Origin of the sequence: Spirulina sp. CS-785/01, from assembly GCF_028330525.1 — a bacterium.
Taxonomy (GTDB): domain Bacteria; phylum Cyanobacteriota; class Cyanobacteriia; order Cyanobacteriales; family Spirulinaceae; genus JAQMSD01.
Map to the genome: position 1 here is coordinate 1 of NZ_JAQMSD010000190.1, position 13,254 is coordinate 13,254.

16 protein-coding genes are annotated in these 13,254 nt (G+C 43.8%); 8 read left to right on the forward strand and 8 right to left on the reverse strand.

Features of this window, described 5'->3' with window-relative positions; translation table 11 throughout:
• Nucleotides 1-282 precede the first annotated feature (282 nt).
• The gene (locus PN462_RS12400; protein WP_272128562.1) at nucleotides 283-537 is read left to right on the forward strand and encodes a hypothetical protein; all 255 of its coding nucleotides are present in this window, start codon (nucleotides 283-285) and stop codon (nucleotides 535-537) included.
• Nucleotides 534-875, forward strand: coding sequence for a type II toxin-antitoxin system VapC family toxin (locus PN462_RS12405; protein ID WP_272128563.1), 342 nt, complete (start codon nucleotides 534-536; stop codon nucleotides 873-875). The genes PN462_RS12400 and PN462_RS12405 overlap by 4 nt, the downstream gene beginning before the upstream one ends.
• Before the next feature lie 195 nt (nucleotides 876-1,070).
• Here PN462_RS12405 and PN462_RS12410 read toward each other — a convergent pair whose 3' ends face one another.
• Both PN462_RS12410 and PN462_RS12415 read right to left on the reverse strand, forming a co-directional pair.
• Nucleotides 1,071-1,442, reverse strand: a complete 372-nt coding sequence (locus PN462_RS12410; RefSeq protein WP_272128564.1) for a DUF5615 family PIN-like protein — start codon at nucleotides 1,440-1,442, stop codon at nucleotides 1,071-1,073.
• Nucleotides 1,439-1,669 carry a DUF433 domain-containing protein gene (locus PN462_RS12415; RefSeq protein WP_272128565.1) on the reverse strand — a complete coding sequence of 77 codons (231 nt, stop codon included), beginning with the start codon at nucleotides 1,667-1,669 and terminating at the stop codon, nucleotides 1,439-1,441. Before PN462_RS12415 ends, PN462_RS12410 begins: the two co-directional genes overlap by 4 nt.
• A gap of 260 nt (nucleotides 1,670-1,929) precedes the next feature.
• Between PN462_RS12415 and PN462_RS12420 the strand changes: the two genes are divergently transcribed.
• The 3 genes from PN462_RS12420 to PN462_RS12430 all read left to right on the forward strand — a co-directional run bounded on the left by PN462_RS12420 (nucleotide 1,930) and on the right by PN462_RS12430 (nucleotide 5,686).
• Nucleotides 1,930-3,387: a DNA phosphorothioation system restriction enzyme gene (locus PN462_RS12420; RefSeq protein ID WP_443029159.1), complete on the forward strand. Its 1,458-nt coding sequence runs from the start codon at nucleotides 1,930-1,932 to the stop codon at nucleotides 3,385-3,387.
• 65 nt (nucleotides 3,388-3,452) lie between these two features.
• Entirely contained in the window at nucleotides 3,453-3,626 is a 174-nt protein-coding gene (locus tag PN462_RS12425; protein WP_272128567.1) for a hypothetical protein, read from the forward strand.
• A complete protein-coding gene (locus PN462_RS12430; protein WP_272128568.1) occupies nucleotides 3,623-5,686 on the forward strand; it encodes an AAA family ATPase in 2,064 nt (687 codons plus the stop codon). Before PN462_RS12425 ends, PN462_RS12430 begins: the two co-directional genes overlap by 4 nt.
• A gap of 67 nt (nucleotides 5,687-5,753) precedes the next feature.
• Here the strand turns inward: PN462_RS12430 and PN462_RS12435 are convergent, their stop codons facing one another.
• From PN462_RS12435 to PN462_RS12455, 5 genes are all read right to left on the reverse strand, one after another.
• Nucleotides 5,754-6,233: a hypothetical protein gene (locus PN462_RS12435; RefSeq protein WP_272128570.1), complete on the reverse strand. Its 480-nt coding sequence runs from the start codon at nucleotides 6,231-6,233 to the stop codon at nucleotides 5,754-5,756.
• A complete protein-coding gene (locus PN462_RS12440) occupies nucleotides 6,230-7,366 on the reverse strand; it encodes a mechanosensitive ion channel family protein (protein WP_272128572.1) in 1,137 nt (378 codons plus the stop codon). Before PN462_RS12440 ends, PN462_RS12435 begins: the two co-directional genes overlap by 4 nt.
• 74 nt (nucleotides 7,367-7,440) lie before the next feature.
• Nucleotides 7,441-8,571, reverse strand: a complete 1,131-nt coding sequence (locus PN462_RS12445) for a mechanosensitive ion channel family protein (RefSeq protein WP_272128574.1) — start codon at nucleotides 8,569-8,571, stop codon at nucleotides 7,441-7,443.
• Nucleotides 8,572-8,827: 256 nt separating this feature from the next.
• Nucleotides 8,828-9,007, reverse strand: coding sequence for a 30S ribosomal protein S21 (gene rpsU / locus PN462_RS12450; RefSeq protein ID WP_272128576.1), 180 nt, complete (start codon nucleotides 9,005-9,007; stop codon nucleotides 8,828-8,830).
• 576 nt (nucleotides 9,008-9,583) lie between these two features.
• Nucleotides 9,584-9,844 carry an RNA recognition motif domain-containing protein gene (locus PN462_RS12455; RefSeq protein ID WP_272128577.1) on the reverse strand — a complete coding sequence of 87 codons (261 nt, stop codon included), beginning with the start codon at nucleotides 9,842-9,844 and terminating at the stop codon, nucleotides 9,584-9,586.
• Nucleotides 9,845-10,245: 401 nt separating this feature from the next.
• On the opposite strand from PN462_RS12455, the gene PN462_RS12460 reads away from it, so the two are divergent.
• The gene (locus PN462_RS12460) at nucleotides 10,246-10,596 is read left to right on the forward strand and encodes a hypothetical protein (RefSeq protein ID WP_272128578.1); all 351 of its coding nucleotides are present in this window, start codon (nucleotides 10,246-10,248) and stop codon (nucleotides 10,594-10,596) included.
• Nucleotides 10,597-10,757: 161 nt separating this feature from the next.
• Here PN462_RS12460 and PN462_RS12465 read toward each other — a convergent pair whose 3' ends face one another.
• The gene (locus PN462_RS12465) at nucleotides 10,758-11,192 is read right to left on the reverse strand and encodes a peroxiredoxin (protein ID WP_272128580.1); all 435 of its coding nucleotides are present in this window, start codon (nucleotides 11,190-11,192) and stop codon (nucleotides 10,758-10,760) included.
• 101 nt (nucleotides 11,193-11,293) lie between these two features.
• Here PN462_RS12465 and PN462_RS12470 point away from each other — a divergent pair, with 101 nt between their 5' ends.
• Complete coding sequence (locus PN462_RS12470; protein ID WP_272128581.1) at nucleotides 11,294-11,701, forward strand: Npun_F0494 family protein; 408 nt, start codon at nucleotides 11,294-11,296, stop codon at nucleotides 11,699-11,701.
• Nucleotides 11,702-11,720: 19 nt separating this feature from the next.
• On the forward strand, nucleotides 11,721-13,193 hold the full coding sequence (cobQ, locus tag PN462_RS12475) for a cobyric acid synthase CobQ (RefSeq protein ID WP_443029158.1): 1,473 nt from the start codon (nucleotides 11,721-11,723) through the stop codon (nucleotides 13,191-13,193).
• Nucleotides 13,194-13,254 lie beyond the last annotated feature (61 nt).

Genomic DNA, 13,254 nt, shown 5'->3' on the forward strand with positions numbered 1-13,254 from the left:
ACCGGGTTTCTCTCAAGATTGAAGATTGAAGTTAAACCCCAGAACCTTGGGTTAAAACCCAAGGCTAAGAGCGAAAACCCGTTAAAACGGGTTGGGGGAGCAAAGAGTCTTAAAAGTGGGGGGTGAGAAACCGGGTTTCTATCAAGATTGAAGTATTTTCAACAAGATTGAGCTAAGAAACCCGGTTTCTGGCTCTCACTTTGCTCTCAAAGGACTAAATTCCCGATACAATATTAATAAATTAACCTATTTTTCTCTTGCTCCAATGCCTCTGTAAAAAAAATGACTCAAATTCCCTTAGTCCATCTCAAACCCGCCTTACTCGAAAAATTACAGAAATTAGCTGAAACCAATAACCGTAACTTAGAAGAAGAAATCGAAGCAATTTTAGAAACAACTCTAGAAAACACAGAAACTACTGACTCAACCCAAAATTTGGCTCAAGCATGGGCAAAAATTGACGCAGCCCGACAACAACATTTTTCCCAATCTTTTAGTAATAGTGCTGATTTATTACGGGAGGATAGACAACGTTGATTCAATATGTTGTAGATGCGAATGTGGTGATTAAATGGGTGTTACCAGAAATTCATTCAAATGATGCGCTACGGTTAAGAAACCCAGACTATCAACTTTTAGTCCCTGATTTTGGTTTTTCTGAAATTGGTAATATTCTCTGGAAACGAGTGAGAAAAGGAGAATTGTCACTAGAAGAAGCCAAAGTAGATTTTAATGCAATGATTAGTTATCCTTGGCGAATTCACCAATCTTATTTTTTGATTCCTCAAGCCTTAGAAATTGCCACAAGAGTGAATCAAGCGGTGTATGACTGCATTTATCTAGCTTTAGCTGTCCAACACAATGTAAAATGGTAACAGCCGATGAACGGTTTTATAATGCTCTTTCTAATGATGTTTTTTTTGTTCATTTGTGCTGGATTACTGATCTCCCCTAACCCCAGAAGCTAAACCCCAAAACCTTGGGGGGTGAGAAACCGGGTTTCTCTCAGGATTGGAGTATTTTTAACCAGATTGACCACAGAAACCCGGTTTCTAGCTCTCAATTTGCGCTCAATTGGAAACAATGGGTAAAATTCGGACTCTTGAACGGGAACTATCAATAGTGATTAACGCTCCAGATTCCAATTGTGACTGAAACTGGTTTAACGCAGTAATAACTGATTCTCCAATGGCCGTCGGTAATACATCCTGAGTCCGGACTTGGATAATACTGGGGAACTCTGCTTGGGTTGCTGCCAGCAAAATCCCAAAATCCAAATCATTGGTAAAGACAATATAGCGATGCTCCAAAGCCCATGTCATAATACTCTGGTCAGAGGCACGAGGATCGCCAACAGTTGACCAGTGAACCGCTTCTATTCCTGCTTCTGTAAACGTTTTCACCCAGTCTGGGGAAAGATTCATGTCAATGAGGATTTTCATATTGAGGCTAAAGGAACTTCAATTTCCTCGACTCGCCAGGCAGCATAGGCTAAGGCTTCATAAATATCCTCGCGTTCTAAATAAGGATAAGTGGCCAGAATATCATCAGGCGTATGCCCAGAAGCCATTAATCCGATGATCGTTCCCACTGTAACCCGTAAACCTCGAATACAAGGTTTACCCCCCATGACTTCGGGGTTAAAGGTGATTCTCGTAAGTGATTTCATAGTTCTTCTGAGAAAGCGAAGGTCTTTTTGCGACGCTAAGATAACACTAACCCAACTAAGGGGTGAGAAACCGGGTTTCTCTCAAGATTGGGGTATTTTCAACAAGATTGACCACAGAAACCCGGTTTCTGGAGTTGAAGGGACTCCAAAAGCTCCTATAATGTTTGAAAACGCGAATGAGAGGATAAGGCGTGGGGCGTTCAGAGTTTAGGGTTGGCGCGAAATACGACACCGGACTACCGCTAGATCACCAACCCCCGATCACCCAGCAGTTTAATCTCCCTTGGGACAAAATTGCCCAACAATATCGGGGACAAGGGGACTCGTTGCGGGTGCGGGAGGCAAAACCCCGTTATGGGGTGAAAACTCACCATGTCCCCCAACTTCCGGCTCATTTGCAGTTACGAGATTATCAAAAACAAGCGATCGCAAGTTGGTTTGAACAACGAGGCCGAGGCACATTGAAAATGGCTACCGGAAGCGGTAAAACCATTGTTGCCCTAGCTATTGCTGCTGAACTCTATCAACAAATCCAATTACAAGTCTTACTGGTGATCTGTCCCTCAATTCACCTCGTCACCCAATGGGAAAGGGAATGTCAGAAATTTAACCTGCACCCCATCTTAGCGTTTGAAAATGTGCAACAGTGGCAAGGCCACCTTTCTCGGCAACTCTACAATATCCGTGCCGCAACTCAACCGTTTCTTACCCTGATTACCACTAATGCCACGTTAATTAGCGAGGGGTTACAATCGCAATTGCAATTTTTCCCCCCCAAAACCCTGATTGTGGGGGATGAGGCCCATAATTTAGGGGCGCAACAAATGGAAAGCTATTTACCCCGCAATATTGGCTTACGTCTTGCCCTCTCTGCAACCCCTGAGCGTTATTTTGATGATTCGGGGACGGAAAGCCTATTTAACTATTTTGGGGCGGTTCTAGAGCCAGAATTCACCCTGGCTGACGCGATTGAGAAACAGGCGTTAGTCCGTTACCGCTATCATCCCCTATTGGTGGAACTCACCCCAGAGGAAGCCTGGCGTTATGCGAAACTCACAAAGCGCATTGGCTGGGCTTTGGCGGAACAGGAGACCCTAGAGAATAGTAGCACGGTGACGGCTTTGTTAATGCAGCGATCGCGCTTAATCGGTTCAGCAGCCAACAAACTCCACCTCCTCCGCCAATTAATGGCCACCCGCCGCCACACCACCCACACCCTATTTTACTGTGGCGATGGCCATATCAAGGGGGAAAAAGCCCGACAAGTCGAGGCCGTCACCCGCATTTTAGGCCGTGAATTGGGGTATCGCGTCAACACCTACACCGCCGAAACCCCCAAGGAAGAACGGGAAAAACTCCGCCACCAGTTTGAACGCGGCGAGTTACAGGGGTTAGTGGCCATTCGTTGCCTCGATGAAGGGGTGGACATTCCCGCTATTCAAACCGCAATTATTTTGGCAAGTACAGGCAACCCCCGGCAATTCATCCAACGACGAGGCCGCATTTTACGGCCCCATCCCGACAAAGACCAAGCAACTCTCTTTGACATGATTGTATTACCCCCTGCCCTCGACCGAGAAACCTGGGAGGTGGAACGCAACCTACTCCGCAAAGAATTAATCCGCTTTGTTGCTTTTGCCGAGTTAGCCGAAAATGCCACTGAAGCCAAAGAAACTTTATTTCAGTTACAATCCCGCTATGATTTGGATGATGGGTGATTATTAATGAATAATGGATAATTGGGGGAAGATAGAGGCAAACAAACAACAAATAAAAAATCAAAATGAAACATTCCGAACGGTTAGATAAAGTTCAAGAACCTATTGATACAGCATCCGAGGAAGTTAAAACCTTGATTGAACGGATATTAAAACTAGAACGGGATAAATTATATCTGAAAACCCCTCGTAATATTAACGATGATATTATGCAAATAGTTAAAGACGTAATCCAATGAAATTAATTTCCCTTCGTTTACATAACTTTAGGCAATTTTACGGAACAACCCCAGATATTTATTTAGCTAGTGGAGCAGAAAATATTACCCTGTTTCATGGCAATAATGGAGCAGGAAAAACCACCCTATTAAACGCCTTTACTTGGGTACTCTACGAAAAATTCACAGCGGCCTTTAACTCTCCCGAACTCCTCATTAATAAACGGGCAATTTCTGAAGTTAAAACCGGGACATCAGTAGAATGCCACGCAGAAATTTATTTTGAACATGAGAACAAACAATATCAATTAAAACGGCAATGTTACGCTTGCCAAGATAAAGATAATATTATCCAATATAGCCAAAGTAAATTATTTATGTTAATTGCCGGGGACGATGGCCGTTGGACTCCTCCCCTAGAACAACCCGACGAAATTATTAACCGTATTTTACCCGAAAGTTTACATCAATATTTCTTTTTTGATGGGGAACGTATTGATCACATTTTCCGATCTGAGTCTAAACATCGTATTGCTGAGGATACCAAGGAATTATTAGGGGTCAAAGTTTTAGACCGTGCCATCGACCATTCTAAGGCCGTTAAACGCAAATTACAGGACGAATTAAAGAAAATTGGGGACATTGAAACCAAGAAATTAGTTCGTCAACAAAATAAACAAGAGAAACACCGAGATAATTTACTCATTCGCCAACAAGAAATCACCCAAGAACTCAGCCAACAAGACACCCAAAAAAAGAGCTTAAATGAGCAATTATTAGCCTTACAGGGTGCAGAAGAATTACAAACTCTCAAAGTCCAGTTAGAACAGCAAGAACAATCCCTCCGTAACCAGTTAATTAAAGGGAAAAAAGAACTGAAAGGATTAATCTCAGGAAGTGGTTACACGGTACTCACCCAACCCCTGACCCAAAAATTTTGGGGAATTATTCAAGATTTGCGCGATCGCGGGGAACTCCCCACCGGAATTAAACAACGTTTTGTCCAAGGATTACTCGACCAAAAACGCTGTATTTGTGGCACAGAATTAAGCGAAGGAACACCCGCACAACAGGCCGTCCAAACATGGATGAATAAAGCAGGAATTGCCGATGTAGAAGAAGCGGCCATTCATTTAGAAGCAAGAGTGACAGAATTAGAAACCCAAATCCCCGTATTTTGGCAAGAAGTTGATCGAATCCAAGCCAACCGAGAACAACAGCGTCAAGATTTAGCCAGAGTTGAGAATGAATTAGACAATGTAAAACAAAAACTCCGCAAATATCCCGATCAAGCAATTCAACAGTTACAAAAACAACTGGACGAAATCGAGACAAAAATTCGCCATTTGACCTTAGAACAGGGGAGAAATCAACAGGAAATCGACGAAATTGACACGGTAATCACAGACCTCGAAAAGCAAATCAGCAAACAACAACAACGACAAAACAAACAAACCCTCGCACAACGACGCATCGACGCAACCCAAGAAGTCATCACCCGGTTAACGGAAGTGCGAACCCGATTAGAAAACCAATTCCGTCGCTCTTTAGAACTGCGAGTGCAAGAAATTTTTAGTTCAATTTCTTTTACCCCCTACCAACCCCGATTAAGTCCAGACTACGAACTCACCCTAATTGAAAACACATCGGGAATTGCAGTCCCTGTGGCCGCATCCACGGGAGAAAATCAAATTCTCAGTCTCTCCTTTATCGGGGGAATAATTGACCGAGTGAGGGAATGGAGTCAACGAAAAACCCTCATGGGACCCGATAGCAGTACGTTTCCGGTGGTGATGGACTCCCCGTTCGGAAGTCTCGATGAAATTTACCGTCGTCATGTGGCCCAGTCTCTCCCCCAGTTGGCCAACCAGTTAATTATTCTTGTCACTAAAACCCAGAGTCGGGGAGAAGTGGAAACGGAAATTAAACCCTATATTGGCAAAGAATACGTTTTGGTCTATCACTCCCCCAAACCGGATTGTGAGAAAGATAGTCTAGAGATTAATGGGGTGACATATCCCTTAGTAAAACGGAGTGCTGATCAATACGAATATACAGAGATTATGGAAATCTCTAGATAGGGATGAGTGACACCGTTAGGGATTAAAACTATTAATTATTAATTTTTAATTGCTAATTGTTAATTGTCTATTGTTCATCGTCCACAGGTTCTTCAACCAGATTAACCTGATCCCGCAACAAATCTAACTGACGTTCTTGAGATTGAACCGTCTCGGATAATGTCTTCAACTCATCAGGAAAATCTTGCCTAATCTGTTCTAACTGTTGCTGTTGACGCTGAAGTGTAGCTTCTAATGCTTCTACCTGTTCTCGCAATTTAGCATTGGTTTCTGCTGCCTTTTTCGCTTCTTTCCGGTTAATTTGTTGTTGCACTAACATATTATAGGCAAACCATCCCGCAATCCCAATCATAATCAGGATACCAATTAATAAACCACTGACTAAAGTTTGTAATAAACTACGCAGTTTCGTTTGTTTTTCATGGAGAGTTTCCACCTCTTGTTTTAGGTTTAGGTGTTCTTCCTGAAGGAATTCCAGAGAGAGGGAGTTTTCCGCTTCAGGGGGATTATTTTGGAGATTTTCTTCGGGAGGAGAGGGGTTAGTCATATGGACATGGGGGAGTCAATATATACAGTGGGTTCAGGAACCGTAAAATGGAGATTGTAGGCCGCGAGTTTAAGCGCGATCGCATCATTCGCTAACTCTAACAACCGTTTCCGCAAAGTCAGCGAATTACCACTGGTACTCGTAATAAAGAAAATAATTCGCAACCGCGTTCCTGCTTTCTCAGAATCTTCCGAGGGACAAAACTGAAGACGAGTATTTGCTTGTTCAAAACTCCAGAATACCTTACACGCTTCTTCAACAATCTGCTTCACCAACGCTTGTTCCCCTTGTTTCAGGTATTTGCCAAAATCAAGACACAACATGGCCATGATCTTCTTACCTCGACTGACATTTTCCAGATTTTTACCGGCCATGACAGAATTGGGAACAATCATCATTGTATTTTGAGCAACAATGCGGATTTTCGTAGATCGTAACCCCACGGACTCAATCCGGCCATAAATATCTTCCGCATAGGGGTTAAAGTTAATCCGAATATACTCTCCCGCAACATAAGGACGATCAAGATAGAGTTGTAAGGTCCCAAATAGGTTTTCGAGGGTTTGCTTTGCTGCTCCCGAAATTGCCAAACCAACCAACCCCAAACTCGCACCAATCGCCACTAAATTTAACCGTAACCCCACCGCAAAAATAATCACCGCAATCAGCAGGATCAGAACATAAATCAGCGTTTCAAAAATTAACACAACTTCGTTCACTTCGCCAAACCAACGTTGCACTAAGCTAATCACCGAACGACGAATCACCTGTCGTGCCATTTTCGACGCTAACCAAACAATCCCAACCGATAAGGCAAAATAGATAAACACCCCTAAAAACGTATAAAGGTCTTCATATTCAATGAGAACATTGAGACATAACGCCAAAAATAAAAACGTTCCGGTTAGGTTAAGTGCATTTTTAAAAGGAGCAACAAAACGATTATAAATTTCAATTCCATCAATATCAAGATAATAGCCGATCAGTTTTAATGTTTTCCGTAACACCTTGGGTAAAGATCGCCCAATAAACGGAGACAGCACCGCACCCACAGTAAAGATACCCAACCGGATCACTAATTCTATAACATATTGTAGAATTTCTTCTTCAAGTTGCAGCCAATCATTTAACATTATTGGGTAATGGGTAATAGGGAATTGGGATTTACGCAACAAACAAACAACTAACAACCAACCATGACAAACTCTTACATATTCATCGGTTGCGTTACATCAACCACCGTTTCTTTAAACTTGAATTTTATCCCATAATCTTCTAATCGTTCAATCATCTTATCTCTGGCGATCGCTAATAACCCTTGTTGCAGTTCTAAGGTTGTCTCAGTTGTCCCCAAAATAAAGAAAATTACTTGTGCTTGGACACAATCTTGTCCCTTTGGATCCGTTAGATTTTGGAAAGTTACTTGAGTGAGTTGGTGATCAATCCCTAAAATATCATTGGTACTCTCTAAAATAAGATTATGAATCAGAGCTTTTTCTTCTTCAGACATCACTCGAAAGAACGTTAAAGTCACAATAGAAACAATTCGTTTAGCGCGACTTAAATTTTCAATACTCATCTGAGCCAAATTACTATTCGGCACAACGACTAAAGTATTTTTACCCGATAAGCGAATTTTAGTAGAACGCCATCCCACAGACTCCACTCGGCCTAAGTTTCTATCGGGTAAATGAATATAATCATCAACCGTAAACGGACGGTCAATATAAAGGACAATACTCCACAAAATCTGTTCAATGACTTTCTGAGAAGCAAAGGCAATGGCCACCCCACCTACCCCCAAACTCGCCACTAAACCCACTAAATTAATTTGGTGACTTTGAGCAAATAAAAATATAATAATTAACACAATGAACGCTTTCGTCAAAAACTTAGCCAAAGCCAATAATTCGCTATTAATTTTACTTTGATCTTCTAAAACAACCTCTAACAAATAACTATCAAAAAAGCGTGTAAATAGCTTAAAACTTAATAGCGTAACATTCAGTGACACCAATACCGCCAAAGGTAATTCCCAAAACGCCAACCAAGTGGGAGTGGGAGTGGTTAACAAGATAAAATCAAACAGACTAAGAATTGTCACCCAACTTAACCACCCTTGGTCCGGTTGAATGACTTGCTGATAGACTTCTTTTAATTCCGAAGACGAAGAATGCTCAACTACAGACCCCAGTAACTTAGGAATTTGCAGATAAGACAACCCTGTGATCAGTAAAAAGGTTAAAAAAACAACTAAACTTAACAAAAACGCCATGACTACCGGAATTGTTCGAGGCAATCCTAAGTCAATTCCGATTAATTCCAGAAAAACAGTCATGTCACCCCTCTCTCATACATAATGAAGGTGCAAATTATCTCGAAACTCCCTATAGTCATCGAATTTCTGTAGGAGTTATCCCCTTTTATCCTCTATTAATACTACTACTACTTTCTGCGGCGGTTGGGTAGTATAGCATTAAACCGTAATCAATAAACTAGAGTTCTAGGAAGAATTGTAGCTTTCAGTCATACCCATTATGCTTGTGTATGACACCTCCCTAGAACCCAATAAACTTAGATTAAGCGAAGCTAATTTAGCTATAACGCTTTTTACGTCGTCTAGCGATCGCTTTGCGCTTTTTCTTCTCTTGCGGGGTTTCAAAGTGACGCAGACGCTTCATATCCGCAAAAATCCCTGCTTTGGAAACTTCCCGGCGAAACCGTCGTAATGCAGATTCGATTCCTTCATTTTCACCTACGGTGACTTGAGTCATACACTATCCTCCTAGAATTTTCGTCCTAATTTCTATTGTACCTATAAACTTTTGCACCATCAAAAACTGTCAACGTTGTCAAGTCTCATGACAGAATTGCCGTCGTCAAGGCTTTAAGACTTAACCAAGACTTAACCAAGACTTAACCAAGACTTAACCAAGACTTAACATTGACAGTGCAGTGACCTTCTCAAAGTCTAGGCTGGTTTTAGAGTCGGATATCCAGTGTAGCACGTATTCAGTAACCTGCTACCCCTAGTCCTCATCTCACTAACCTATAAAAAAAAATAAATGCGGGTTAACCCTTGTTTAGATAGAGTTAACCTGACATTTGATTTACTTTATAACGGCATTTCCCCTCACCAATCACAGATTAAGGCGAGAGTTTCCCAGCGACTCCCAGACACTTCTAGGACATAAATAAACTGAGCTTTATAGAACGGGATGCCCTACCGCCCTTTTTTTTGCAGAACTAAGCAAGCCCACCGAAACCTTCTTTTGCGTTCAAAGGGGTGAAAACTTGACTTAGTTTTATTCGAGTTTTATTCGAGTGTTATTCGAGTGTTATTCGACGGATTAGCGGCGACCTGCACGTTCACGAGGTCTCGCTTTATTGACCTTTAGCACACGACCGAGCCATTCTGCACCATCTAGGTCTTCAATAGCTGCTTCTTCTTCCTCTTCGCTGTCCATTTCGACAAAACCAAAGCCACGAGGACGACCACTTTCTCGGTCTGTGGGAAGATAAACTCGCTTAACCGAGCCGTATTCAGTAAAGACAGCTTTTAGCTCGTCTTGGGTGACGCTGTAAGCGAGGTTACCCACATAAATCGACATAATCAATCTCCAGAATCAAACCAAACCAATAAAGAAAATTGTGGAATCAGGGTCAGATGTTGGTTCGTCTTAGTCTTTACAAGGCGGTCTCTTATAAATCTAGTCTTATGAATCTAGGTCTATAAAGTTACTTTTATAAATTTCAAACAAACGCTTAATCCAATCCTATCTCTCACCCCTGTAGCATAACACAAGATTTTTAGGGTGTGAGGGAATTTAACAAAATCCGAACATTTCCCCTGAGACAGTCTCCGCGGCCTTGATTATAATAAAGAGCAAGAAGGGCGTTTCCCTTGACTTGAGCCGCTTAGAGCAGCACGAGTCCTTGAGGATGATGCGTCTTCAGCCCCCTAAACCTCACAGCAAACACACGAACCTCAGTAACAAAAGTGCCAACAACCATGCTGCAATTCAACTTATCGACTCGTTTTCGTCTCCCCTTTAGCCTATTCTTGAGTCTCATCTTACCCTTTCTCGCCTCTGCCAGTCTCGCCCAAACTCCGCACAACTCTACCAACGAAGGATTTCAACGGAATGAACGGGACAGTCTCTTTGAGGGAGAAAATGGTCTTAACCCCCTAGACATCATGCACCGAGTCAATATGGGGAATAAACCATCAATGGGAGAATTTCGTCAACAAACCGATCGCAATCTTAACGAAGCCAGCGAAGAATTCCGGCGACAACAACTCCAACTCCTACAACAACAACTCCAACAAGAGCAAAACGCCACCCCTTCCTCTGAGGAGTAGCGGTTTTGGGGAGTATTGGATAATGGGTAATGGGTAATTAATTAATCTTGCTTCTCCCCCATCTCCCCATCTGCTCCATCTCCCCCATCTGCTCCATCTCCCCCATCTCCAGACCAGGAAACAGGGGAGTGGTTCAACTATCAACTATCAACTATCAACTCCTAAACCATGCGGGCTAAAATATCCTGAGCATGGGAATCGGTTTTCACATTCTCATCCACATAAGCAATCTTCCCATCTGCATCGATCAGATAAGTAACCCGCTTAGAATAATTTCCGCCATCTGCATCATAGGCTTTGGTAATCGTGCCATCCGTATCCGCCAACAGAGAAAACGGCAGGCCATATTTTTCTTTAAACAACTTGTGAGAGGCTTCATCATCCCGACTCACGCCTAACACCACCATTTCCTTATCTTGGTATTGGCTGTAGTTATCTCGGAAACTTTGGGCTTCTTTAGTGCAACCCGGCGTGTCATCTTTTGGGTAGAAATACAACACCACGACCTTTCCAGCAAAATCGGACAGAGACACCGTATTCCCAGCATCATCCTTGGTCGTAAAATCAGGAGCTTTTGTACCAACGGCTAAAACCATAAATTTTCCTTTCTAACGTCAACAATATTTTTGCCTAGATTTTACAATAGTTTACAAATAACACTTCGACCTCTCCATTTCGACAGATTTGCCAATCCTCTATGACTTCTACCCTGTCTTCCTCCACCGCCGTCCAATACGCGCCGAAAACCGTAGAACGGGCAAAACGAGCCTTATCTTGCTCCCCCTTTTGCTTAATCTTATTTCTGGCCATGCGCTCCCAGAGCGTCCCCCTAAAAGCCATCGCCAGTCAAACCGGACAGCAAAACGGTTACACCCGCCACACCCTCCCCGAACTGGCCGCCGAAAACGCCCTTCTCTGGCTCATCCAAGTAGGAGTCCTGCGGCGGGAAGTCGATGGCCAAGGCATCACCGATAGTTTCCGTTTAACCCCCCTAGGTCGAGAAATTGTGAAAAAATGGGAACAGCAACCTGGGAGTATTCCCCGTCCCTCCCTAGGGGGCCGGCTCAAAAACGCCTTAAACCGTTGGCTACGACTCCCCATTTAACCCGAACCGCCCAAACCCTATGCGAGCAATCATGGTAGTGGGAACAACCTCCCACGCAGGAAAATCAATGGTGGCCACCGCCCTTTGTCGTCTCCTTTCTCGGAAAGGATGGCGCGTTGCCCCCTTCAAAGGGCAAAACATGGCTCTCAACGCCTATGTCACCTCCACTGGGGGCGAAATTGGCTATGCTCAAGCCGTGCAAGCCTGGGCCGCAGGTGTCAGTCCTTGGGTGGAAATGAACCCCATTCTCCTCAAACCCCAAGGTAATTCTATTTCCCAAGTGATCCTGAAAGGAAAAGCTGCCGGGACGGTGAGTGCCTCTGACTATTATGAGCAGTATTTTGAGCGAGGCTGGGAAGCCATCAAAGACTCTTTAAACCAACTGTCCAGCGAATTTGACCTTGTGGTCTGTGAAGGGGCTGGCAGTCCCGCAGAAGTGAATCTCAAGCATCGAGATTTAACCAATATGCGCATTGCCCGCCATTTATCCGCCCCGACTATTTTAGTGGCTGATATTGACCGAGGCGGGGTATTTGCCCATATTGTGGGAACGTTACAACTCCTCGAACCGGAAGAACGGGCATTAATTCGCGGGATTATTATTAATAAATTTCGGGGACAACTCTCGTTACTCGAATCTGGGATTGAATGGCTCGAAGAATATACTGGAATTCCTGTTTTGGGGGTGATTCCTTGGAGTGATTCTTTGTTTCCGGCGGAAGATTCATTAAGTTTAATGGAACGGCGATCGCGGAAAACCCATCAAGAACTCAACATCGCCGTCATCCACCTCCCCCGCATTTCCAACTTCACCGACTTTGATCCCCTCGAAGCGGAAGCCACTGTGGGGGTGAGATATGTTCCCCTTGAGGGGGACTTTGGCTATCCCGACGCGGTAATTTTACCGGGAACCAAGACCACCATGGGCGACTTACAAGCCTTACATGACAGTGGCATGGCCGAGAAAATCAAAAACTACGCCGCCGCCGGAGGGACAGTTTTTGGGATTTGTGGGGGGTTTCAAATGTTAGGGCAAAGTGTCTCCGATGCCGACGGGTTAGAAGGGAATTTGGGGCAATGTGCCGGGTTGAAACTCTTGCCCATGAAAACGGCGATCGCGCGTCGCAAAGTCGTCCGCCAACGCATCTGCACCTCCAACTATCCCCAAACCGGCCTCCCCATCGACGGATACGAAATTCACCAAGGCCGCACCCGAGTGATCAAACAAGAAGAACCCCAATATTATCCCCTCTTTGACGACTCCGATCTCGGTTTAGTCGATACCACCCAATCTATCTGGGGATGTTATCTTCACGGCCTCTTTGATAACGGCCCCTGGCGACGCTCTTGGTTAAACCACCTCCGTCAAAGACGCGGTTTAATCTCCCTCCCCACCGGAGTCCCCAACTACCGAGAGCAACGAGAAGCCATGTTAGACAATGTAGCCGAATTAGTCGGTCGTCACATTAATTTAAAACCAATTTTGTCTTAGGGAATTGGGAATTGGGAATTGGTGATTGGTGATAGAGAAGATAGGGAAGATGGGGGAGATG

What these genes read in the sequence shown, in the direction of transcription:
- PN462_RS12400 (WP_272128562.1), top strand. Translation starts at nt 283, where the DNA reads ATGACTCAAATTCCCTTAGTCCATCTCAAACCCGCCTTACTCGAAAAA.
- PN462_RS12410 (WP_272128564.1), bottom strand. Translation starts at nt 1,442, where the DNA reads ATGAAAATCCTCATTGACATGAATCTTTCCCCAGACTGGGTGAAAACG.
- PN462_RS12415 (WP_272128565.1), bottom strand. Translation starts at nt 1,669, where the DNA reads ATGAAATCACTTACGAGAATCACCTTTAACCCCGAAGTCATGGGGGGT.
- PN462_RS12425 (WP_272128567.1), top strand. Translation starts at nt 3,453, where the DNA reads ATGAAACATTCCGAACGGTTAGATAAAGTTCAAGAACCTATTGATACA.
- PN462_RS12430 (WP_272128568.1), top strand. Translation starts at nt 3,623, where the DNA reads ATGAAATTAATTTCCCTTCGTTTACATAACTTTAGGCAATTTTACGGA.
- PN462_RS12435 (WP_272128570.1), bottom strand. Translation starts at nt 6,233, where the DNA reads ATGACTAACCCCTCTCCTCCCGAAGAAAATCTCCAAAATAATCCCCCT.
- PN462_RS12440 (WP_272128572.1), bottom strand. Translation starts at nt 7,366, where the DNA reads ATGTTAAATGATTGGCTGCAACTTGAAGAAGAAATTCTACAATATGTT.
- PN462_RS12445 (WP_272128574.1), bottom strand. Translation starts at nt 8,571, where the DNA reads ATGACTGTTTTTCTGGAATTAATCGGAATTGACTTAGGATTGCCTCGA.
- rpsU (WP_272128576.1), bottom strand. Translation starts at nt 9,007, where the DNA reads ATGACTCAAGTCACCGTAGGTGAAAATGAAGGAATCGAATCTGCATTA.
- PN462_RS12455 (WP_272128577.1), bottom strand. Translation starts at nt 9,844, where the DNA reads ATGTCGATTTATGTGGGTAACCTCGCTTACAGCGTCACCCAAGACGAG.
- PN462_RS12460 (WP_272128578.1), top strand. Translation starts at nt 10,246, where the DNA reads ATGCTGCAATTCAACTTATCGACTCGTTTTCGTCTCCCCTTTAGCCTA.
- PN462_RS12465 (WP_272128580.1), bottom strand. Translation starts at nt 11,192, where the DNA reads ATGGTTTTAGCCGTTGGTACAAAAGCTCCTGATTTTACGACCAAGGAT.
- PN462_RS12470 (WP_272128581.1), top strand. Translation starts at nt 11,294, where the DNA reads ATGACTTCTACCCTGTCTTCCTCCACCGCCGTCCAATACGCGCCGAAA.
- cobQ (WP_443029158.1), top strand. Translation starts at nt 11,721, where the DNA reads ATGCGAGCAATCATGGTAGTGGGAACAACCTCCCACGCAGGAAAATCA.